The organism is Streptomyces sp. AK08-02 (genome assembly GCF_033795085.1).
GTDB lineage: Bacteria > Actinomycetota > Actinomycetes > Streptomycetales > Streptomycetaceae > Streptomyces > Streptomyces echiniscabiei.
In genome coordinates this window covers 99,769-119,538 of sequence record NZ_JARAZV010000002.1, presented here as the reverse complement: position 1 = coordinate 119,538, position 19,770 = coordinate 99,769, and the positions used below count along the sequence as shown (strand labels likewise).

Sequence of the window (19,770 nt, the reverse complement as noted above, 5' to 3'; positions counted from 1 at the left end):
CCCCCCGGCGATCCGGTGAACCGTGCCCCTCGTTTTCTCCTCTTGCGCCGGCGAACATCCAATCCTACGGTGAAGCATAGGAATGGGCGCGCGAGGGAGCGAGGGTGCACGGATGAACGGGGACGCAGGGGACACGGCGGACACGGCGGACACGGCAGCCGACGTGAGCGGGGACGCACGGAAGGCCACCGAAGGATCGGCCGGTCTCGCCGGACTCTCCGGGCTCGCCTCGATTTCCGGCTTCGGCAATGAGCACAGCTCGGAGGCCGTCCCGGGCGCCCTTCCCGTGGGCCGCAACTCGCCGCAACACGCCCCCCTCGGCCTCTACGCGGAGCAGCTCAGCGGTACGGCGTTCACCGAGCCCCGCGCCAACAACCGCCGTTCCTGGCTCTACCGCATCCGCCCCTCGGCCGCGCATCCCCCGTTCACACCCACCGACAATGGCTCGATCCGTACGGCTCCCTTCACGGAATCCGTGCCCGATCCGAACCGGCTGCGCTGGAACCCGCTGCCCGAGCCCGCGGCGGGCACGGACTTCCTGGCGGGTCTGTGGACCCTGGGCGGCAACGGCGACGCCGCCCAGCGCAGCGGTATGGCCGTGCACCTCTACCACGCCGACTCGTCGATGCGGCGGGTGTTCAGCGACGCCGACGGCGAGCTGCTGATCGTCCCCGAGACCGGCGGGCTGCTGCTGCGCACCGAGTTCGGGCCGCTGACCGTCGAGCCCGGTCATGTCGCGCTCGTCCCGCGCGGGGTGCGCTTCCGGGTGGAGCTGACCGGCGCCTCGGCCCGCGGTTACGTGTGCGAGAACTACGGCACCCCCTTCCGGCTCCCCGACCTCGGCCCGATCGGCGCCAACGGGCTGGCGAACGCACGGGACTTCCGGGCGCCGGCCGCCGCCTACGAGGACGTCGAGGGCCCGGTCGAGGTCGTCAACAAGTTCTGCGGCAACCTCTGGACGGCCGTGTACGACCACTCCCCCCTCGACGTCGTCGCCTGGCACGGCAACCACGTCCCGTACGTGTACGACCTGCGCCGCTTCAACGTCCTGGGCAGCCTCTCCTACGACCACCCGGACCCGTCGATCTTCACGGTGCTGACGTCCCCGTCGGACACTCCCGGCCTGGCGGGCATCGACTTCGTCGTCTTCGCGCCGCGCTGGCTGGTGGGCGAGGACACCTTCCGGCCGCCGTACTTCCACCGGAACGTGATGACCGAGTACATGGGGCTGATCGAGGGCGCGTACGACGCGAAGGCGGCCGGGGAAGGGGGCTTTCTGCCCGGGGGCGGCTCGCTGCACAACATGATGTCCGCGCACGGACCCGACCGGGAGACCTTCGACCGGGCCAGCGCCGCCGAGCTGCGTCCGCAGAAGGTCGACGACGGGCTGGCGTTCATGTTCGAGACGCGGTGGCCGATGACGCTGACGGCACAGGCGGCGCGGGCGGAGCATCTGCAACCCGGATACGACGATGTGTGGTCGGGCCTCCAGCGGCACTTCCGCCCGTTGCACTGAGCGATCCCGACCGGTACGGATACCTCCGTGACCTCCTTCGCCCCTGACTCGATCGTCCTGAACCGCAAACTGCCGCTCTGGTACCAGGTTTCGCAGTCCCTGCGTGCCTCGATCCTCGGCCGGTCCGCGCGTGACCCGCTGCGGCTGCCCACCGAGGAGCAGTTGGCGGGACACTACGGCGTGAGCGTGCTGACCATGCGACAGGCGCTGAAGGAGCTGGAGGACGAGGGGCTGATCAGCCGCCACCGCAGGCGCGGCACGTTCATCGAGCCCGATGCCCAACGAGGCGCTCCCGTACAACTGCTCGGCTCGGTCGACGCGATCGTGGCGCAGCAGTCCGGCATGACGACCGAACTCCTCGACCACGGCAGCGCGCCCGTCCCCGCCGAACTCGCCGAGTACTTCCCGGATCTCGTGGAGGTGGCCACGTACCACCGGCTGCGCGGCGAGGAGGAGACCGGGGAACCGACCAACCACGCCCGCAACTACGTCCGTCCGGAACTCGCCGAGCGTATGGACCCGGGCGATCTGGCGCGCTGGCCGATGACCAAGGTGCTGCGGGACGTGGTGGGAGCCGACATCAGCCGCATCACGGACACCGTCCAGGCCCGCCTCGCGGACCCCGAGACGGCACGGCTGCTCCGGGTCCCGCTGCTCAGCCCGATCCTGCACTACACGGGTGTCGCGTACGACGGGTCGGGCAGGGTCCTGGACGTGGCCGTCATCCACTACCGGGGCGACCGCTTCTCCTTCACGGTGACGCTGGACGCGACGTGAGCGCTCATCGCGGCCGGGCTTCCCCCCGGCCCGTTGCCGTGCCACCGCCGACTTCGCCCGACCTGGTGGGGAGCACGCTCAGGAGGTCGCGTCGTACGATGCCCAGCGTGACGCCCGACGACGACGCTCCGCTGCTCGCGGACCTCATGCCGTGGTCCGTCGCACCGCCGCGGCTGGGCCGGGGATGGCCCGCGGCCCCCGACGCGGCCTCCCTGAAGGCACGCTGGGACGCCCTGCTGAAGGCCGAGGGACCGGACCGCGAGGCCCTGTTCGAGCCGACTCGCTCACGCACCCTCTTCTCGGCGGTCGGCCAGCTGCCCGGCCGGGACGGCGGCACGGAGAAGCTCGCCCGCGCGACCGGTCCCTGCGCGGAGCCCGTACGGGTGCTGTGGGCGCCCTTCGACGAGCAGTGGCTGATCCCGGACCACCGGCTGATCGACTCGGCGCGTCCCGAGCTGTGGCGGGTGGCGGACGAACGGCAGGTGTTCGTCACCGAGACGGCGACCGCGCCTCCCGGCTCGGGCGGTCCACCGCTGCTCGCCTCGTCCCTGCTGCCGCTGGTCCGGCCGGGCCGCGTCCGGCCGCTGTACCGACGCCCCGGCGGCGCCGAACCCAACCTGGCCCCGGGCCTGTTGGACCACCTCACCGACCGCCTCGGTCACCGCCCGGACCCGGTCGACGTCCTCGCCTGGGCGCTGGTCACCGCACGTCCGGGGCTCTCCGTCCCGCTCACCGCCGACCCCGAACTCTGGTCCCGGGGCGTCGAGTTGGGCAGCCGGGTGCTCTGGCTGACGCGCCGGGACGGGCAGCGCCCCAAGCTGCCGGGCGGCCGACGGCCGTACGTACGGGCGCAGTTGCCCTCCCGCCCGGTCGCCGTCCACTACGACCGCGCCGACGAGACTCTCCAGGTCGACGAGGGCCGGATCTCCCCGGTACCGCCCGAGGCCTGGGACTTCGAGGCCGGCGGTGTGCGGGTGCTGGAGCACTGGCTGGCGGTGCGGGTGTCCGGTCCCGCCGAGCCCGGGGCCCTGGAGGCGATCCGGCCGACGACCTGGCCGCAGCCCTGGACCTCCGAACTGCTGGAGCTGATCACGGTACTGGCCCTGCTGGCGGAAATTCGCCCGCAACAGGCGGAGCTGAAGGTGTCGGACCCGATCACGGCGACCGAACTTCGAACGGCGGGTGTACTCCCGGTACCTGACCGGGCGCGCCGACCGGCGTCCGTTCTCGACCACCACGAAGAGGGCCCAGAAGGTCAGTTCACCCTCCTGTGACCGACCCGCTTCTTCAGGGGGCGCGGGGAACTGCGCGAGAACCGCGACGGACCCGCACCCGGCATCAACGCCTCACCGTTCCTAGGGACTGAGCGGGAGTGAGTCCTGTTGCCAGGTCTCGTGCTCGGCCGAACGCCCCGGACGGTGTTGGGCGTTCTGGTTGCCCGCGTTCGCTCCGTGTCCGGGCGGCACGGATCGTGTCCGTGGTCCGGGAATGCGGGGGCGGGGTTCCTCACGCCCAGGAACACGCCGATCGGCCTGGACGGTCCGATGCCCCACCACATCACTCCGGTGTGGTGGGGGCGGTGCCGTCCGTCGCCGGATCGGGTGGTCCTGGGCGCGCCTTCCGATCGCCACGGCGGCAGCATCATGGCGAGTCGTCGTACGGGTCGTACTGGTCAGAGGTTTCTGCCAGTGCTGGGCTCCCCAGTGGCTGGTGTAGGCGGGGTCGACGGCGATGACCGCGATGCCCGTCTGGTCGGCCATCGAGGACAGTCGGGCGCGGAGTTTGCCGGTGGGCATGCCGGAGATCAGCTGCCTGAAGCGTTTCCTGCGGCCGTGTTTCTCCCGGGTCTTCTCGGTGGTGAAGTCGAGGTTCTCCACCGCGATCGCCTTCACGCCGCAGGTTCTGGCCCAGTGCAGGAGGCGGGTGAGGGCGTGGCGGACCTGGGCGTCGCGGTGTTCGGCGGTGCCGGTGAGGTCGTAGGGGAAGTGGCGTGGGCTGCCGGTGGGGTTGCCGTGGGTGTCGAGGTGCCAGGCGGCGAGGTGGTCGGCGTTCATGTCGACGCCGATCACCCCGTGGGCGAGCGCGGCCTCGATGGGGAGGGTGGGGGTGGGTGGGATCTGCCAGGACGCGGTCACATACCAGCGGTCCCGGGCGGTGTCGTAGTGGATGCGGTAGGCGACCGCCCGATGAGCTTCGACGCGGTCCGCCCACTCACCGCCCCGGTGCGCGAACCGCACCGTGCAGGCCAGGACGTACCGTCCGTGCGGGGCGTTCGCCAGATACGCAAGCGGGGCGGGGAGTCTGATGCTCACCTCGCCCTCGGGACTGATCCGGATGGTCTCGTTGCCGTGGCGCTTGCCGGACTCACCGTCCGCCTGGCAGAACCAGCGCTCCGCCTCCCACCGCCCCCGCCACACCGACTCCGTCAGCCTGGCCGCCTCCAGATGATGCCGGGTACGCGCCAGCCGCTTGCCGCCCCGCACGACGTGCACGAGAGCGGCCTCACGATCCGCCCGCGCGACCGTCAGCCGGTCCTCAAGCACCCGCAGGCGCCGCGACTTGGCATGCCACTCCCGCCGGGACCGGTACCCGCCGGGCTTGCCCTTGGTCCCCTTCTGCCCGAGCGGCTGGGACAGGCGGGCCTCGACGGTGCGGATGCCCGCTTCGAGGTGGTGGAGGTGCGCGAGCTGGCCACGCCGGGCCAGCGCCCACTGATCATGCGTGGCCTTGGTGACACTGCCCGCCCACCGCGACGACGACAACGGTGTCAGCTCCCGCTTACGCACCGCCCACGCCTCACCGGAATGTGTGAGGCCGTCCCGGCAACGCGCCTTGAGGTCCTTCGATGCCAGCGACCCCAGATGCCCGCCCACCAGACGCAACACCTCCTCATCACACGCCGTCAGATGCTTCAGACGGGTCCGAACAGCCACACCGGACGGCCCGGACACGACGAACGGCTCCGCGATCGGGCGCAGATCAGCCATGTTCGGCAGCCTGAAGCGCCTTATGCGCACGGTCCTTCGCCGACCTGCGCCCGTACAAGCGGGCGCAGAAGGAAGTCAGCACCTCCACCATGTCCCGGACCAGGTCGTCTTCGACCTCCCGATCATCCAGCACAGCGAGGCGGCGCCCGGATGCTTCCAAAGCCGCCTCGACCAGCTCCGTGTTCATCCGGCCGAGCCGGTCCCGGTGCTCCACCACGACCGTGGTCACCTCGGGATCGGCCAGCAGACGCCGCGCCTTGGAACGCGCCCCGTTCATCCCCGAACCGGTCTCCGCCTCCACCCGTACAACACGGTGGCCGGCCCCCGCCGCCCACGCGGACAGCCGGGCGACCTGACGTTCCAGATCCGCCTTCTGATCCCGGGAGGACACCCGGGCATACAGACCCACCCCACCGACAACCTCAGGAGCCGCGTTGGCCACAACATTCACCAGGATCATGCGCGGGCCGACCCGCTGCGCGGGTACCGGCAAGGTGCCCTCGCGAAACCAGCGATACGCCGTCTGCGGATGCACACCCTGCGCCTTCGCCCACTCCGTCAGCTTCACACCCACACAACGATGCTCACCCAATCGAAGTCACGCTCACGCAAACAACCTTCAACGCGAACAGTTATAGCTACCCCTGCGGCGCGAACCCGTCCAACACCCGCGACAGCATCCGCTCGAACACCGCCTCCAGATCGATCGGCCCCGCGTCCTCCATGAACGCCGCCGCCAGCCGCGGATACGCCCCGCTCGCCACCTGACCGCCGAGATACCCGATCCGCACGGCGTTCTCCTGCTCCTCCGACCAGGGCAGGGACCTGGCCCGCTCGGCCGTCCCCAGCTCGTTGCCGACATACGTCGTCACCAGGCCGTTGAGCATGGCGATCAGCTCGAACTTCGTGCCGTAGGTGCCGTCGAACGGGTCGAGGCAGCTCAGACAGTGTTCGAGATAGCGCAGGGCGTTGGGGCTGAACCCGTGGACCGGGGACATCAGACGCGGCAGCCAGGGGTGGCGGTACATGAGGGCGCGGGTCTGGTGAGCCACCCGGAGCATGTCGGCGCGCCAGTCGCCCGAGGGCTCCCACAACTCGTGCTCGCCACTGATGGCGTCAACCATCAGCTCGTAGAGGTCCTCCTTGCGGGGGACGTAGTTGTAGAGCGACATCGTGCCGCAGCCCAGTTCGGCCGCGACGCGCCGCATCGAGGCCGCGTCGAGCCCCTCCGCGTCCGCGATCCGCACCGCGGCCGACGCGATGTCGGCGCGGCTGTAGGCGGCCTTCGGACCGCGGCCCGCACGCTCGGGACGCGACCAGATCACTTCGGGTACGGCGGCTCGGCCGGCCATTGATCATCACCTCGACCACCCATCGTAGTTACGTACGGCGTACGTAGTGCGCTATGGTCACCCCATGACTACTACGTACGCTGTACTTAGTGAGGGTCTGGCGAAGTCCTTCGGGAAGATCCATGCCGTACGCGGGCTGGACCTGGCCGTGGCCGAGGGGACCGTGTGCGGGCTGCTGGGGTCGAACGGGGCGGGCAAGACCACGGCCGTACGGCTCCTCACCACCCTGCTGCGGCCCGACGCGGGCTCGGCGCGCGTCGCGGGGCACGACCTCGCCCGGGAGGGGGCCGCCGTACGGCGCCGGATCGGCGTCACCGGGCAGTACGCGTCGGTCGACGGGGACCTCACCGGCCGCGAGAACCTACGGCTGTTCGCCCGGCTGCACCGGGTCCGAGGGCCCGCGGCACGGGCCGACGAGCTGCTGAGGCGCTTCGGGATCGCGGAGGCCGCCGACCGGCCCGCGTCCACCTACTCGGGCGGGATGCGCCGCCGTCTCGACCTCGCGGCGAGCCTGGTGAAGCGGCCCGAGGTGCTCTTCCTCGACGAGCCCACGACGGGGCTCGACCCGGCGGCCCGCAACCAGATCTGGGCGGCCGTGCGCGCGCTGAAGGACGAGGGGACGACGGTGCTGCTGACCACCCAGTATCTGGAGGAGGCCGACCAACTCGCCGACGAGATAGCCCTCGTGGAGCACGGCCGGGTCGCGCACACCGGGTCGCCCGCCCAGCTCAAGGCGCTCATCGGCTCGTACGCCGAGGTCGTGGTCGCCGACTCCGGCGCACTGCCCGGAGCCGCCGGAGTCCTCGACCAACTCACCGGCTCCGAACCGGTGTTGGACCGTGACCGGCTCACCGTCGGCGCGGTCACCACAGATCCGACGATCACCCTTCCCCGACTGGTGCGCGAACTCGACGCGGCGGGCGTCGCGTTGCTCGACGTGAGCCTGCGCCCGCCGACCCTCGACGACGTCTTCCTCCGCCTGACCGAGCGTAAGGAGCTTGCCGCGTGAGCACATCGACCTCCCCGACGTCCGCCTTGGCCTATGACGGCACGGCCATGCTGGGCCGGCATCTGCGGCGGGTGCGGCACAACCCGGGACTGTTGATCCTCACCCAGTCCATGCCGGTCACGATGCTGCTGTTCTTCGGCTACGTCTTCGGCAGCGCTCTCGCGATGCCCGGCGAGGACTACCGCGCGTTCCTGGTACCGGGGTTGCTGGTGGCGACCGCCGCCAACGGCATCATGACCGGGATGTTCCAGGCGGCCCAGGACACCCACCGGGGCGTGACCGACCGGCTGCGCACCCTGCCGATCAGCCGGGCCGCCGTACCCCTGGGACAGGCCCTCGCGGACCTGGTGCTGACCGCTGCCGGGACCGTGCCGTTCCTCCTGGTGGGGCTCGCGGTGGGATGGCGGATCGAGGGGTCGGCGCTCCGGGCGGCGGGAGCGGTGGGCCTGCTGCTGCTGTTCCGGTTCGCGACGACGTGGATCGGGATCTACCTCGGGCTGCTCTCCCGGAGCGAGGAGGCGGCCGGTCAGCTCGGTGGGGCGACCTTCCTCCTGCCCTTGCTGTCGAACGCGTACATCCCGACGGAGGGTCTGCCGGGATGGTTGCGGACGTTGGCGGAGTGGAACCCGATCAGCGCGGTGGCCACGGCGATGCGGAGCCTGTTCGGAAACGCGCCGGTCCCGGCGGACGGGGCGTGGCCGGTCGTCCACCCCGTCGCCGGGGCGGTGGCCTGGTGTGTGGTGCTGATCGCCGTGTTCCTGCCGCTGGCGGTGCGGCGGTACGGGGAGGGCGAGGGCTGACCCGGCCGACTGTCAGCCCGTCCGGCGTTTGAGGACGAGCGCGTTCAGCGCGACAGGGGGGTCTGGGGGCGCAGCCCCCAGGGATGGGACGGGTAGGGGCGGCGGGGGCGAAAAACCGTCATGATCCCCCACATGGAACCCCTCCCCCTCACCGGCCTCACCGTCGTCGCCCTCGAACAAGCCGTCGCCGCCCCCTTCGCCACCCGCCAACTCGCCGACCTCGGCGCCCGGGTCATCAAGGTGGAACGCGTCGACGGCGGCGACTTCGCCCGCGACTACGACACCGCCGCACACGGTCTCGCCTCGCACTTCGTGTGGTGCAACCGGGGCAAGGAGTCCCTCGCCCTCGACGTCAAGGACCCGCGCGGGCTCGCCGTCCTGCGGCGACTGATCGCGGACGCCGACGTGTTCGTGCAGAACCTCGCCCAGGGCGCCGCCGCCCGGCTCGGCCTCGACGCGTCCACCCTCTGCGCCGCGCACCCCCGGCTGGTCGCCGTGGACATCTCGGGGTACGGCCCGTCGGGACCGTACGCGGGCAAGCGGGCGTACGACATGCTCGTGCAGTGCGAGGCAGGGCTGGTGTCGGTGACCGGGACGCCGGAGCAGCCGGTGAAGGCCGGGATCCCGGCGGCGGACATCGCGGCCGGCATGTACGCGTTCTCCGGGGTGCTGGCGGCCCTCGTACGGCGGGGCGTGACCGGGCGGGGCGGGCCGGTGGAGGTGTCGATGCTGGACGCGCTCGCCGAGTGGATGGGGCACCCCCTCCACCACGCGATGCACGACGGCACTCCCCCGGCGCGCACCGGCCTCGCGCACGCCGTCATCGCCCCGTACGACGCCTACGCGACGGCGGACGGCGGACGGGTGCTGCTGTCGGTCCAGAACGACCGCGAGTGGCGGCGGCTGGCCGAACAGGTTCTGGAGCGTCCCGAGTTGGCGTCCGATCCGGCGTACGCGACGAACGCGGCACGGGTCGGGAACCGGGAGCGGACCGACGCGCATGTGGCCGCGTCGCTCGGCGCGCTGGACGTCGACGAGGCGCTGGCACGGCTGGAGGGCGCCGGAATCGCGTGCGCGCGACTGAGGGACGTACAGGAGGTGGCGGACCATCCGCAGTTCGCGGCGCGGGACCGGTGGCGGGAGGTGGGATCACCGGTGGGGCCGTTGCGTGCGCTGCTGCCCCCGATCACGCTGCCGGGCGGGGTCGAGGCGCGGATGGGTGATGTGCCCGCGCTCGGGGAACACACCGAGGCGCTGCTGCTTGCCGTGGGGATGACGGACGAGGAGATCGCAGCACTGCGCCGGGACGGTGTGACAGCCTGAGCACGGGCCTGAAGCGGCCGGACGGTTACGGAGACGGCGTGAACCGTGATCGGCGTGGGGCGCCGATACGGCCGTCCGCTCAGCGCCCGCCGAACAGGGTGCGGCTCAGGCGGCGCAGCGGAGCGAAGAGCGAGAGCCTGCTGACTCGCTTGCCGAGGTCGCTGCGCTGCTTCACGGTGTCCCGTGAGGTGAGTTCGCGCATCAGCGAGGTCGCCTCCGCCGTCTCGCGCTGGGGGACCGCGGGTCCCGACAGCACCGAGAGATGGCGGTCGAGGCGCGCCTTGGTCGCACTGCTCCCGCACGTGATCGCAGGGACGCGTGCCCTGCTGTGCATCGTTATCTGTTCCATGTCACTCCCCACCCGTACGAGTCCACCCGGCCCGGGCAGGTTAACCCTATCGCTCCCTCGGGGCACTCGTGTATCTCGGTCACAGGATTCACCTTCCCCACAAGGGTGTTGACGACTCCCCGATGACTACTCTCCGAATCCAACCGATTCCAGGGCGAGTTGGACAACTGGTGCACTGGTGGGCTGCTCTGAGCCTCCGTCGGGTTCGACGGTCACAGCGAGTGATGTGGCCGACTTGTCGAGACCGGTCGCGACCAAGGGCGTGTCGCCCTTGAAGAGTCCCAGAGAGCGTGGTTGCACATCAGGGCGCATGAGCCACAGTTGGTGCACGCGGTCGCTCGGCAGCTCTCCGTACCCACTGAGGGTCACTACCGCACGGCCCTCGGACGCGGAGGCGATGGCGGTGATTCCCTGGCCCCGCGCGTCCCGGTCGGCGGTCGCCCGCGCGTCGGGAGCCGACAGAACGTCGGCAATGTCACGTGCCTGGGCCTGCGCGGTGTCCAGCTTGTCCTGGGTCCGGGTGTACTGCACGGCGAACAGCGCGGCGACGACGAGTGCGGCTGCCGCCGTCAGTGTGGCGAGCGGGGCGAACATGGGGCGCATGCGGGGCGCACGGCGGACGGGCGGCAGCGGTTCGGTGCCCCACACGTGCGCCGGCAGCTGGTGGCTCCGCCTCCGGGGCGCTTCGGCGGACCGGCCGGGGGCGTGTGCCGGGGAGTGGCCCTGGGACTCCTGCGGAGTCGCGCGTACGGCGGACAGGACCCGGTCGCGCATGGCGAAGGGGGGCGGCGCGGCCGTGGACCAGGCCAGCCGGACCGTGTCCTCGGACAGTAGGCGCACCTCCGAGGTGCAGGCGTCACAGCCGGCCAGGTGCTTCTCGAAGCGGCGCCGCTCGTCGGGGCCCAGGGCGTCGAGGGCGTAGGGGGCGGCGAGGGAGTGGAGATCCTCGCGGCGGAACAGTCTGCCGAGCACGCTCATGCGACACCTCCCAGGCATTCGCGCAGCCGGGTCAGTCCGTCGCGCATCCGTGTCTTCACCGTGCCCAGCGGGAGCGAGAGCTGCTCCGCCACCTCACGGTATGTGTAGCCGTCGTAGTAGGCGAGGGTGACCGACTGGCGTTGCAGGGTGGTCAGCCGGTCCAGGCAGCGGCGCACCCACTCGCGTTCCATGCCGGCCTCGACCTCTTCGGCCACGTGGTCGAAGGCGGGACGGTGGGAGCGCTGGGCCTCGCGCTGCTCGCGCTCCCCGGCCGCGCGGGCACTGCGTACCCGGTCGACGGCCCGGCGGTGCGCGAGCGTGAGTATCCAGGACAGGGCGCTGCCCTTCCTGGGGTCGAACCGCGGTGACGAGCGCCAGAGTTCGAGCAGAACCTCCTGTGACACCTCCTCCGACTGCGCCGGGTCCCGCACCACGCGCCGCACCAACCCGAACACCGGCCCGGACACGATCCCGTACAGCTCTTCGAAGGCTTTCTGGTCTCCCCCGGCCACGAGAACCAGAAGCTCGTCCGCTCCCACCCGCGTCCCCTCTCTATGGCCGCACACGGCCCCTCCCCGCTCCATCACACTTGTCACCGTCACCTTAGGCATTCGTAGCCGACCTGCCTCCGGATGGGTACGGATCAACCGCCTTCGAAGCGCGGGTCTGCCGGGTCCCAAACGTTTTCAAGAAAGTTTTCAGATTCGACCAATCCGTCTCCGGGAGGGCTCCGAATCCCCGTCGTCAGGCAAGTTGACACGGTGAGGACGGACGGCATGACGACAACCATCTCCAAGGGCGGCGCGCGGCGCAGGCGCATCGCGACCCTTATCTGCGGTGCGCTGGCCACCGGGGGGCTCGCGGCCGCCAGTGTCGCCGCGCTCGTACCGGTTACGGCTTCCGCCTCCAGCCACCGCGAGGCTCCGCTGATCTCGGGCACACCGCAGTTCGACAACACGGACCTGTACGCGTTCGTGAGCCCGGACAAGAAGGACACGACGACGATCGTCGCGAACTGGATCCCGTTCGAGGAGCCGGGCGGCGGCCCGAACTTCTACCAGTTCGCCGAGGACGCCCAGTACGACCTGCACATCGACAACAACGGTGACGCGCAGGACGACTTCATCTTCCGCTACACCTTCAAGACGCACGTGAAGAACAAGAAGTCGTTCCTGTACAACACGGGCGCGGTGGACAGCCTGTACGACAAGGACCTCAACGTCACGCAGACGTACGACATCGAGCTGATCAAGCTCAAGAAGAAGTACGAGGTGTCGAAGACGAAGATCGCCGACGATGTGCCGGTGGCTCCGTCCAACGTCGGCAAGGCGTCGATGCCGAACTACGCGAAGCTGCGCTACCAGGCCATCCACAAGCTGACGAACGGTTCGACGACGTTCGCCGGCCAGGCCGACGACCCGTTCTTCGCGGACCTGCGGGTCTTCGACCTGCTGTACGGCGGGAACCTCTCCGAGGTCGGCAACGACACGCTCAAGGGCTACAACGTCAACACGATCGCGCTCCAGGTGCCGACGCACATGATCGTGGAGTCGTCGAAGCAGCCGGTCGTCGGCATCTGGTCGACGACCCAGCGCAAGAACGCGAGCGGCTACTACTCGCAGGTCTCGCGGCTGGGCATGCCGCTCGTCAACGAGGTCGTCAACCCCATCAAGGACAAGGACAAGTTCAACGCGTCCTCGCCGTGGGACGACGCCCAGTTCCTGAAGAACGTGACCAACCCCGAGCTGCCGAAGCTCATCGAGGCGATCTACAAGATCCCGGCGCCCAAGGAGCCGCGCAACGACCTGGTGGATGTCTTCCTCAAGGGTGTGAAGGGTCTCAACCAGCCTCCGTACGTGACCCCGGCCGAGGAACTGCGTCTCAACACCTCGATCGCCCCGTCCATGCACCCCAAGCGTCTCGGTGTCCTCGACGGTGACAACGCGGGCTTCCCGAACGGCCGTCGTCTGACGGACGACGTGATCGACGCCTCGCTCCAGGTCGTCGAGGGTGAGCTGGTCGGCGCGAAGAACGACCTCGGTGACGCGGTCGACAAGAACGACAAGGGCTTCGAGAAGTACTTCCCGTACGTGGCGCTGCCGACCGAGGGTTCGCGCGGTCCGCTCGCCAAGGGCACCAGCGGCACCAACGACGTCCGCAGCCAGCTCGGTGACGCTCTGCAGCCCGCCGGCACCTCCGGCGGCGGCACCGACACCATGCTGATCGCCGGTTCGGCGGCGGCCGGTGCGGCCGGGTTCCTGCTCCTCACCGCCGGTGTGGTGTGGTGGCGCCGGAACATGGGGAACCGGGCGTACTGATCCGCGTTCCTTCCTCACCCCCACAATCCGGCGCGGCCCGCTCGTATCCATCCCCCACGGCGCGGGCCGCGCCGCTCCCCCGTCGACTCCCGGCCCCACCCGGGCGGTTGACAGCAGATCCCCGAAGATGACCCGCCCAGGACCTTGAGGAGAGGGCATGGCCCCGCGTACGAACGACAACGCACCGGACCGCGAGCAGGCGCCGCAGCCGCCGCTCACGCGACCGGGCCGTGAGCTCGGCACCCGGCCGACCGACACGGCGGGGGCAGCCGACATCCTCGGCACGGAGGATTCCGACGGCACCGACGGGCGCCCCGGCGCGGCACCCGCACCGGTCGTCGCCGAGACGGGCGACACCGGGCCGGACACCGAGCCCACTCCCGCACCTGCCGCCGACACGAACGACCGTGCGGCGCCGGAGGCCGGAGCAGCCGCGGAGGCCGGGAAGGCGGCTGCGGCCGACCTCGCGCCCGGCGTCGGTGAGGCGTCCGGCACCGAGGCCTCTCCCGAAGGCGCTCCGGAGGTGTCCTCCGACGAGTCCTCCCCCGCCGCCTCCGACGAGCGGGTCGCCGCTGTCCGGCGGCTCGGGGAGTCGTCGCGGCGCTGGCGGGCGGTGCAACTCGGGGCCTGCGCCGCCGCGTTGGCCGTGGCGTTCACCGCCGGAGCCGTGGTGCTGGGCGCCGTTCGGGACGGGAGCGGCACCGCCACCGTCTCGTCGGCGCCGGCCGCCATGTCCCCCGCGCTCCTCGCGAGCGGGGACATCGGCGCGAGCATCGCCTCCCTTCAGGCACATCTCCGGGCGCAGCCCAAGGACTTCGGCAGCTGGGCGACGCTCGGACTCGCCTATGTCGAGCAGGCCCGCACCAAGGGTGACCCCTCCCGGTATCCGCAGGCCCAGCAGGCCCTGGCCCGGTCCCTGGAGCTGAAGCCCGACAACGACCCCGCTCTCGCCGGGCGCGCGGCCCTCGCCGCCGCCCGCCATGACTTTCCCGGTGCCCTCAAGTACTCGGACCAGGCCCTCGCGCAGAACCCCTACAGCGAGCGCGCCCTGTCCACCCGTATCGACGCCCTGGTCGAACTCGGGCGCTACGACGAGGCGTTGAAGGCCACCGACGAGGCCGACGCCAAGCGGCCCGGGGTGCCTGTCTTCACCCGGTACGCGTATGTGCGTGAGCTGCGCGGCGAGGTCAGCGTCGCCCGGCGGGTGCTGGAGCAGGCGCTCGGCTCCGCCACCTCTCGCGGCGACATCGCCTACGTGTCCAGCGCGCTCGGGCAACTCGCCTGGAACCAGGGCCAGTACAAGTCCGCCCTGGAGTTCTACGCCCGCGCCCTGGCCGCCGACGACGCCTACCTCCCGGCGCTGGAGGGCCGCTCGCGCGCCCAGTTCGCCGACGGCGACCGGGCCGGTGCGATCAAGGGCATGGAGGACGTCGTGTCCCGCTACCCGCTGCCCGGTCCGCTCGTCGAACTCGGCGAGCTGTACGAGGTCCGCGGCGGCGAAGGTGACTTGGCCAAGGCCCGCGACCAGTACGCGCTGGTCAACGCCTGGACGGCGATCGCCCGCGCCAACGGCGTCAACGCCGACCTGGACACCGCACTCGCCGCCGCCGACCACGGCGACAAGAAGTCGGCGTTGCGCGCGGCCCGCGCCGAGTGGGCCCGCCGCGAGACCGTGCACACGGCCGACGCCCTCGCGTGGGCCCTGCACGTCAACGGCCAGGACAAGGAAGCCCTCCCGTACGCCCGCCGGGCCACCGCGACCGGCTACCGCAACGCCTCCTTCCTCTACCACCGCGGCATGATCGAGCAGGCCACGGGCCACCCGAAGGAAGCCCGCGCCTCGCTCTCCGCCGCCCTCGAACTCAACCCCGGTTTCTCCCCGTTGGGCGCCCGCAAGGCCCGTACGGCTCTCAAGTCCCTGGAGGCGGCGAAGTGAAGCCCCGTCGTGTGGCCGCCTCCGGCGCCGCCCTGTTCACGGCAGCCTGCGCGCTCGTGCTGGTTCCCGCCGGCGCCGCGAGCGCGCATCCCCTCGGCAACTTCACCGTCAACCGGTACGACGGTCTCGTCGTCGCCCCGGGAGAGCTCCGGGTCGCCCATGTCGAGGACCTCGCCGAGATCCCGGCGACCCAGGCCAAGCCCGACATCGAGAAGCTGGGTCTGACCGACTGGGCCGGGCAGCGGTGCGCGACCGCCGCGAAGGGCAGCAAGGTCACCGTCGCGGGCCGTGCGGTCCCCCTGTCCGTCGGCAGCGCCAAGGCGAGCACACGGCCCGGTCAGGCCGGCCTCAACACCCTGCGCGTGGAGTGCGGGCTCACTGCCGCCCTCCCCGGGGTCGCCGAAGGGGACACCGTTTCCCTCGGCTTCCACAGCGCGGGCGTCGAGTCGGGCCCCGGCTGGCGGGAGATCACCGCGCGCGGCGACCGGATGACGCTCGCCCAGTCCGACGTACCGCGGAAGTCGGTGTCCGGTGAACTGACCGGATACCCGCAGGAGTTGCTGTCCTCACCGGCCGACACCGCGACGGCCGCCCTGCAGGTGAGGCCGGGCGGGCCGGCCCTCGTCGAGAGCGGCGAGAAGGCGGCCCCGGCCTCCTCCGTGCTGCCGCGCGGCGCCGACCGCTGGACACGCGCGCTGGACTCCCTGGTGGCCCGGCACGACCTGACGATCGGCTTCGCCGCACTGGCCCTGGTCATCGCGGTCTTCCTCGGCGCGATGCACGCGCTCGCCCCGGGCCACGGCAAGACCCTGATGGCGGCCACGGCGGCCGCCCGGGGCGGCAAGGCCCGGCTGCGCGACGTCATGCCGCTGGCCGCCTCGGTGACGGTCACCCACACGCTGGGCGTGGTGGCCCTGGGCCTGCTGGTGACGGCCGGTTCGGCGGCGGCGCCCTCGGTGATCGCCTGGCTGGGCGCGGCGAGCGGTGTGCTGGTGACGGGGGCGGGTCTGACCCTCACGCGGCGGGCCTGGCGTCAGCGCGCGCACGAGCGCACACACCTCGCCGCCCATCCGCACCCTCATCCGCACGAGGACCACGGTCACGACCACGACGATCACGGTCACTCCCATGACCAGCACCACGATCACGAGCACCCTCACAGCCACACCCACGCCGCCGACAGGGCCCCGGCACGCGAACTGGTCCTCGCCCACGCGTCCCACGCGCACTCGGACCCCGCGCTCGCGCCCGCACCCACCGCGGCTCCCGCACATGTGCACGACCATGACCATGACCACCAGCACGATCACGGGCACGATCACGGGCATGGGCACGATCACGACCACTCCCACGAGCACCACGACCGCAAGCACGAGCACAAGCACGCCTCCACCACCCTCGAACACACCCACGGCGGCTTCACCCACACGCATGACATCGCGCCCACCCTGCGCGGCACGATCCTCCTCGGGTTCGCCGGTGGGCTGGTGCCGAGCCCGTCCGCGGTGGTCGTGCTGGTCGGTGCCGCCGCGCTGGGCAAGGCGTGGTTCGGGTTCCTGCTCGTGCTGGCCTACGGGGTCGGGCTCGCGCTGACCCTCACCGGGGCCGGGTTCCTCGTCGTACGGCTGGGGAGCGGGGCGAACCGGCTGCTGGACCGGCGGCCGGGGCTCGCCGGAGGCCCGATGCTCGCGCTCGTACGGCGTACCGCGCCGCTGGCGTCCGCGTTTCTCGTTGTCGCACTGGGAGTCGGATTGGTACTCAAGGGGGCGGCTTCCGCGCTCGGCTGAGCTACTTTTGGGAAGAAATCAGGCGGAGTGCGGAAAACCGGCGTGCAATGAGACCGAATCCGTGAACGCGCGGCTGCGATGGGGGGACGCCCGTGTCCGAAGAACCAGGCAGTGACCGCGTGATCGCGGGACGCTACCGACTGCTCTCACCGCTCGGCGAGGGCGGTATGGGCACGGTGTGGCTGGCCCGTGACGAGCTGCTGTACCGCGAGGTCGCCGTCAAGGAGGTGCGCGCGCCCGCCGGACTGCCGACCTCCGAGATCGAGCGGTTGTACGCCCGGCTGGAGCGTGAGGCCTGGGCCGCCGCCCGCGTCTCCAACCGGAACGTCGTGACGGTGTACGACGTGGCGACCGAGGACGGCCGGCCCTGGATCGTCATGGAGGTGGTCCGCGGGCTCTCGCTCGCCGATCAGCTGGACGCCGAGGGGCCGCTGTCCCCCCAGCGGGCCGCGCACATCGGCGCCGAGGTGCTCGCCGCCCTGCGGGCCGCGCACGAGGCCGGGGTGCTGCACCGGGACGTGAAGCCGGCCAACGTGCTGCTGTCCAACGACGGCCGGGTGGTGCTCACCGACTTCGGGATCGCGACGGTCGAGGGCAGCTCGGCCCTCACCATGACCGGCGAGCTCATCGGCTCCCCCGAATTCCTCGCGCCCGAGCGGGCGTTGGGGCGCACCCCCGGCCCCGAATCCGACCTGTGGTCACTGGGCGTGCTGTTGTACGCGGCGGTCGAGGGCAACTCCCCCTTCCGGCAGAACACCCCGCTCAGCACCCTGCGCGCCATCGTGGACGAGGAGTTGCCGCCGCCGCTCAGGGCGGGGCCGCTGACGCCGGTCATCGAGGGGCTGCTGCGCAAGGACCCGGCCGACCGGGTCTCCGCCGAGCAGGCCGAGCACGATCTGCGGATCATCGGGGCCGGGGGCACGCTTTCCGGAGCGGGCCCCGTGCGGGCGGACACCGGACCGACGGTCCCGTACGCACCGACGGCCGGGGCGGCCTTCCCGCAGCACCCGCCGACGCCCCCTCGGCCGATTCCCGTCCCCGCGGCGGCGAGTTGGGACGCGTCACCGCCGCCCGACACCTACGCGACCCGCACCGCGGAACCGGCCCGCAACCGCCGGGCGGCCGTCGTCCTGGTCGCGGGGCTCGCCGCCGTCGCACTGGCGCTGGCCGGACTGACGTACGCGCTGCTGAACCGCGACAAGGGCGGGGACGACACCGCCGGCCCCGGGAGCAGCACCCGGCAGAGCAACAACGCCACGGGCGGCCCGAGTTCGCCGAAGAACAGCCCCAGCGAATCCGAGGACGAGAAGAGCGCCACCCCGAGCGGTGGCGACAGTGGCGCGTCAACGCGGCCGGCGCAGACCGTCGAGGTCCATGTCGCCGGCGAGGGCACCGACTACTCGGGGACCTGTCCGCCGGCCGACGCCGAGGCACCCGCCTTCACAGCGACCTTCACGGTGGGCGATGTGCCCGCGAAGATCTCCTACCGTTGGGTGACGCAGACGGGCGACGCACCGGAACAGGGCTGGCGGACGCTGTCGTTCCCGGCGGGCGGCGGGAAGACCAAGGAGAACAAGGTCTTCGTGACGACGTACGACGAGAGCGGGACGATCGAGAACGCGATCGGCGTGGAGGTCCGCGACCCGGTGAACGTGAAGTCCAACTCCGTGCCGTTCACGGTGACATGCGAGAAGGAGACCCCTTCGGACGGGGCCTCCTCTCCCAGTGTCACTTCCTCCGGTACGCCCTGAGGGGACGAGGTGCGGGGTCGGTCAGGCGGCGCCGGTGAACGCCGGCAGATAGCCGCCCGACTGTCCGGCGGCCGTGGGGTGGTACGACTCACCGATGTTGAGCAGGTTGAGGCTGTGCAGCCACGAGCTGCCCGAGCAGATCTCGTGACCGGTGAAGGCCGGCTTGACGTCACCGAAGGTGAAGCCGTGGTCCGCCGCCCGTTTGGCGAGCGCGCTGTTCAGATAGTCGGACGCGCTGTTGATCGCGGAGCGCTTGGCCTCGGAGAGGCCGAGGCATGCCTGGCCGAGCTTGTAGAAGCGCGGATAGCCCAGGACGACCACATGGGCGCCCGGTGCCCGTGAGGTGATGGCGTCGTAGACGCTGTCGAGCTGACCGGGGAGGGTCGAGTCGACGTACCCCTTCGCGGTGTTGATGCGGGAGATGCAGGTGCTGTCGGACTGGAGCACACAGGTCGACATGACGTCGGCGAAGCCCGCGTCGTTGCCGCCGATGCTGATCGAGACGAGGCCGGTGGAGGAGCCGAGCGGGGTCAGCTGGTTCGCCAGAACATCACCCGTTCGAGCGCCCGAGCAGGCGGTGAAGTTGAAGGTGGAGGGTGAGTGGGCGGCCGCCCAGAGGTACGGGTAGGCCTTCGTGCTGCGCTTGCAGTCGCCGCTGGAACTGATGTAGCTGCCGGATCCGACTCCCGAGGAGTAGGAGTCACCGAGGGCCACATAGCCGGTGGGGGCGGCGAGTTGGGACGCCTGCGCGGACGTGGCCCCGGTGAGGGCGGCGCCGGCGGCGAGGAGGAGCGAGGTCACGTATGCCGTAATTCGGGAACGTCTCATGGAACCTCCTTTAGCAGGATCTCTGCCACAACGTTCGTACCAATGACGCATGTTGATCG

16 protein-coding genes and 1 pseudogene are annotated in these 19,770 nt (G+C 71.1%); 10 read left to right on the top strand and 7 right to left on the bottom strand.

From position 1 onward, the window contains the following. Positions 1-163 precede the first annotated feature (163 nt). The 3 genes from hmgA to PV734_RS04455 all read left to right on the top strand — a co-directional run bounded on the left by hmgA (position 164) and on the right by PV734_RS04455 (position 3,567). Positions 164-1,516, top strand: a complete 1,353-nt coding sequence (hmgA, locus tag PV734_RS04465) for a homogentisate 1,2-dioxygenase (protein ID WP_415924155.1) — start codon at positions 164-166, stop codon at positions 1,514-1,516. Between the two features lie 27 nt (positions 1,517-1,543). Next, a complete protein-coding gene (locus tag PV734_RS04460; RefSeq protein WP_319094215.1) occupies positions 1,544-2,293 on the top strand; it encodes a GntR family transcriptional regulator in 750 nt (249 codons plus the stop codon). A 98-nt stretch (positions 2,294-2,391) separates the two neighbouring features. Beyond that, on the top strand, positions 2,392-3,567 hold the full coding sequence (locus PV734_RS04455) for a type ISP restriction/modification enzyme (RefSeq protein ID WP_319288810.1): 1,176 nt from the start codon (positions 2,392-2,394) through the stop codon (positions 3,565-3,567). 81 nt (positions 3,568-3,648) lie between these two features. On the opposite strand, the pseudogene PV734_RS04450 reads toward PV734_RS04455, so the two are convergent. The 3 genes and pseudogenes from PV734_RS04450 to PV734_RS04440 all read right to left on the bottom strand — a co-directional run bounded on the left by PV734_RS04450 (position 3,649) and on the right by PV734_RS04440 (position 6,632). Next, positions 3,649-5,280, bottom strand: a pseudogene (locus PV734_RS04450) (IS200/IS605 family accessory protein TnpB-related protein). Next, entirely contained in the window at positions 5,273-5,848 is a 576-nt protein-coding gene (locus PV734_RS04445; protein ID WP_319094255.1) for an IS607 family transposase, read from the bottom strand. Before PV734_RS04445 ends, PV734_RS04450 begins: the two are co-directional and overlap by 8 nt. Before the next feature lie 70 nt (positions 5,849-5,918). Further along, a complete protein-coding gene (locus PV734_RS04440) occupies positions 5,919-6,632 on the bottom strand; it encodes a TetR/AcrR family transcriptional regulator (protein WP_319094218.1) in 714 nt (237 codons plus the stop codon). 64 nt (positions 6,633-6,696) lie between these two features. On the opposite strand from PV734_RS04440, the gene PV734_RS04435 reads away from it, so the two are divergent. The 3 genes from PV734_RS04435 to PV734_RS04425 all read left to right on the top strand — a co-directional run bounded on the left by PV734_RS04435 (position 6,697) and on the right by PV734_RS04425 (position 9,764). After that, positions 6,697-7,641, top strand: coding sequence for an ATP-binding cassette domain-containing protein (locus PV734_RS04435; protein WP_319094219.1), 945 nt, complete (start codon positions 6,697-6,699; stop codon positions 7,639-7,641). Between the two features lie 47 nt (positions 7,642-7,688). Further along, complete coding sequence (locus tag PV734_RS04430) at positions 7,689-8,441, top strand: ABC transporter permease (RefSeq protein ID WP_319094256.1); 753 nt, start codon at positions 7,689-7,691, stop codon at positions 8,439-8,441. A 120-nt stretch (positions 8,442-8,561) separates the two neighbouring features. Beyond that, a complete protein-coding gene (locus tag PV734_RS04425; protein ID WP_415924150.1) occupies positions 8,562-9,764 on the top strand; it encodes a CaiB/BaiF CoA transferase family protein in 1,203 nt (400 codons plus the stop codon). 79 nt (positions 9,765-9,843) lie between these two features. Here PV734_RS04425 and PV734_RS04420 read toward each other — a convergent pair whose 3' ends face one another. The 3 genes from PV734_RS04420 to PV734_RS04410 all read right to left on the bottom strand — a co-directional run bounded on the left by PV734_RS04420 (position 9,844) and on the right by PV734_RS04410 (position 11,630). After that, a complete protein-coding gene (locus tag PV734_RS04420; RefSeq protein WP_318320545.1) occupies positions 9,844-10,113 on the bottom strand; it encodes a hypothetical protein in 270 nt (89 codons plus the stop codon). A gap of 126 nt (positions 10,114-10,239) precedes the next feature. Beyond that, on the bottom strand, positions 10,240-11,091 hold the full coding sequence (locus PV734_RS04415; protein WP_319094221.1) for an anti-sigma factor: 852 nt from the start codon (positions 11,089-11,091) through the stop codon (positions 10,240-10,242). After that, positions 11,088-11,630, bottom strand: a complete 543-nt coding sequence (locus tag PV734_RS04410; RefSeq protein WP_319288807.1) for a sigma-70 family RNA polymerase sigma factor — start codon at positions 11,628-11,630, stop codon at positions 11,088-11,090. Before PV734_RS04410 ends, PV734_RS04415 begins: the two co-directional genes overlap by 4 nt. 237 nt (positions 11,631-11,867) lie before the next feature. Between PV734_RS04410 and PV734_RS04405 the strand changes: the two genes are divergently transcribed. From PV734_RS04405 to PV734_RS04390, 4 genes are all read left to right on the top strand, one after another. Continuing rightward, the gene (locus tag PV734_RS04405) at positions 11,868-13,409 is read left to right on the top strand and encodes a DUF4331 domain-containing protein (RefSeq protein ID WP_319094222.1); all 1,542 of its coding nucleotides are present in this window, start codon (positions 11,868-11,870) and stop codon (positions 13,407-13,409) included. Between the two features lie 157 nt (positions 13,410-13,566). After that, positions 13,567-15,345: a tetratricopeptide repeat protein gene (locus PV734_RS04400; protein WP_319094223.1), complete on the top strand. Its 1,779-nt coding sequence runs from the start codon at positions 13,567-13,569 to the stop codon at positions 15,343-15,345. Continuing rightward, positions 15,342-17,132, top strand: coding sequence for a sulfite exporter TauE/SafE family protein (locus PV734_RS04395; protein WP_319288806.1), 1,791 nt, complete (start codon positions 15,342-15,344; stop codon positions 17,130-17,132). Before PV734_RS04400 ends, PV734_RS04395 begins: the two co-directional genes overlap by 4 nt. Before the next feature lie 92 nt (positions 17,133-17,224). Next, a complete protein-coding gene (locus tag PV734_RS04390) occupies positions 17,225-18,883 on the top strand; it encodes a serine/threonine-protein kinase (RefSeq protein ID WP_319288805.1) in 1,659 nt (552 codons plus the stop codon). Between the two features lie 21 nt (positions 18,884-18,904). Here PV734_RS04390 and PV734_RS04385 read toward each other — a convergent pair whose 3' ends face one another. Then, positions 18,905-19,711, bottom strand: a complete 807-nt coding sequence (locus PV734_RS04385) for an SGNH/GDSL hydrolase family protein (RefSeq protein WP_319094226.1) — start codon at positions 19,709-19,711, stop codon at positions 18,905-18,907. Positions 19,712-19,770: the final 59 nt, after the last annotated feature.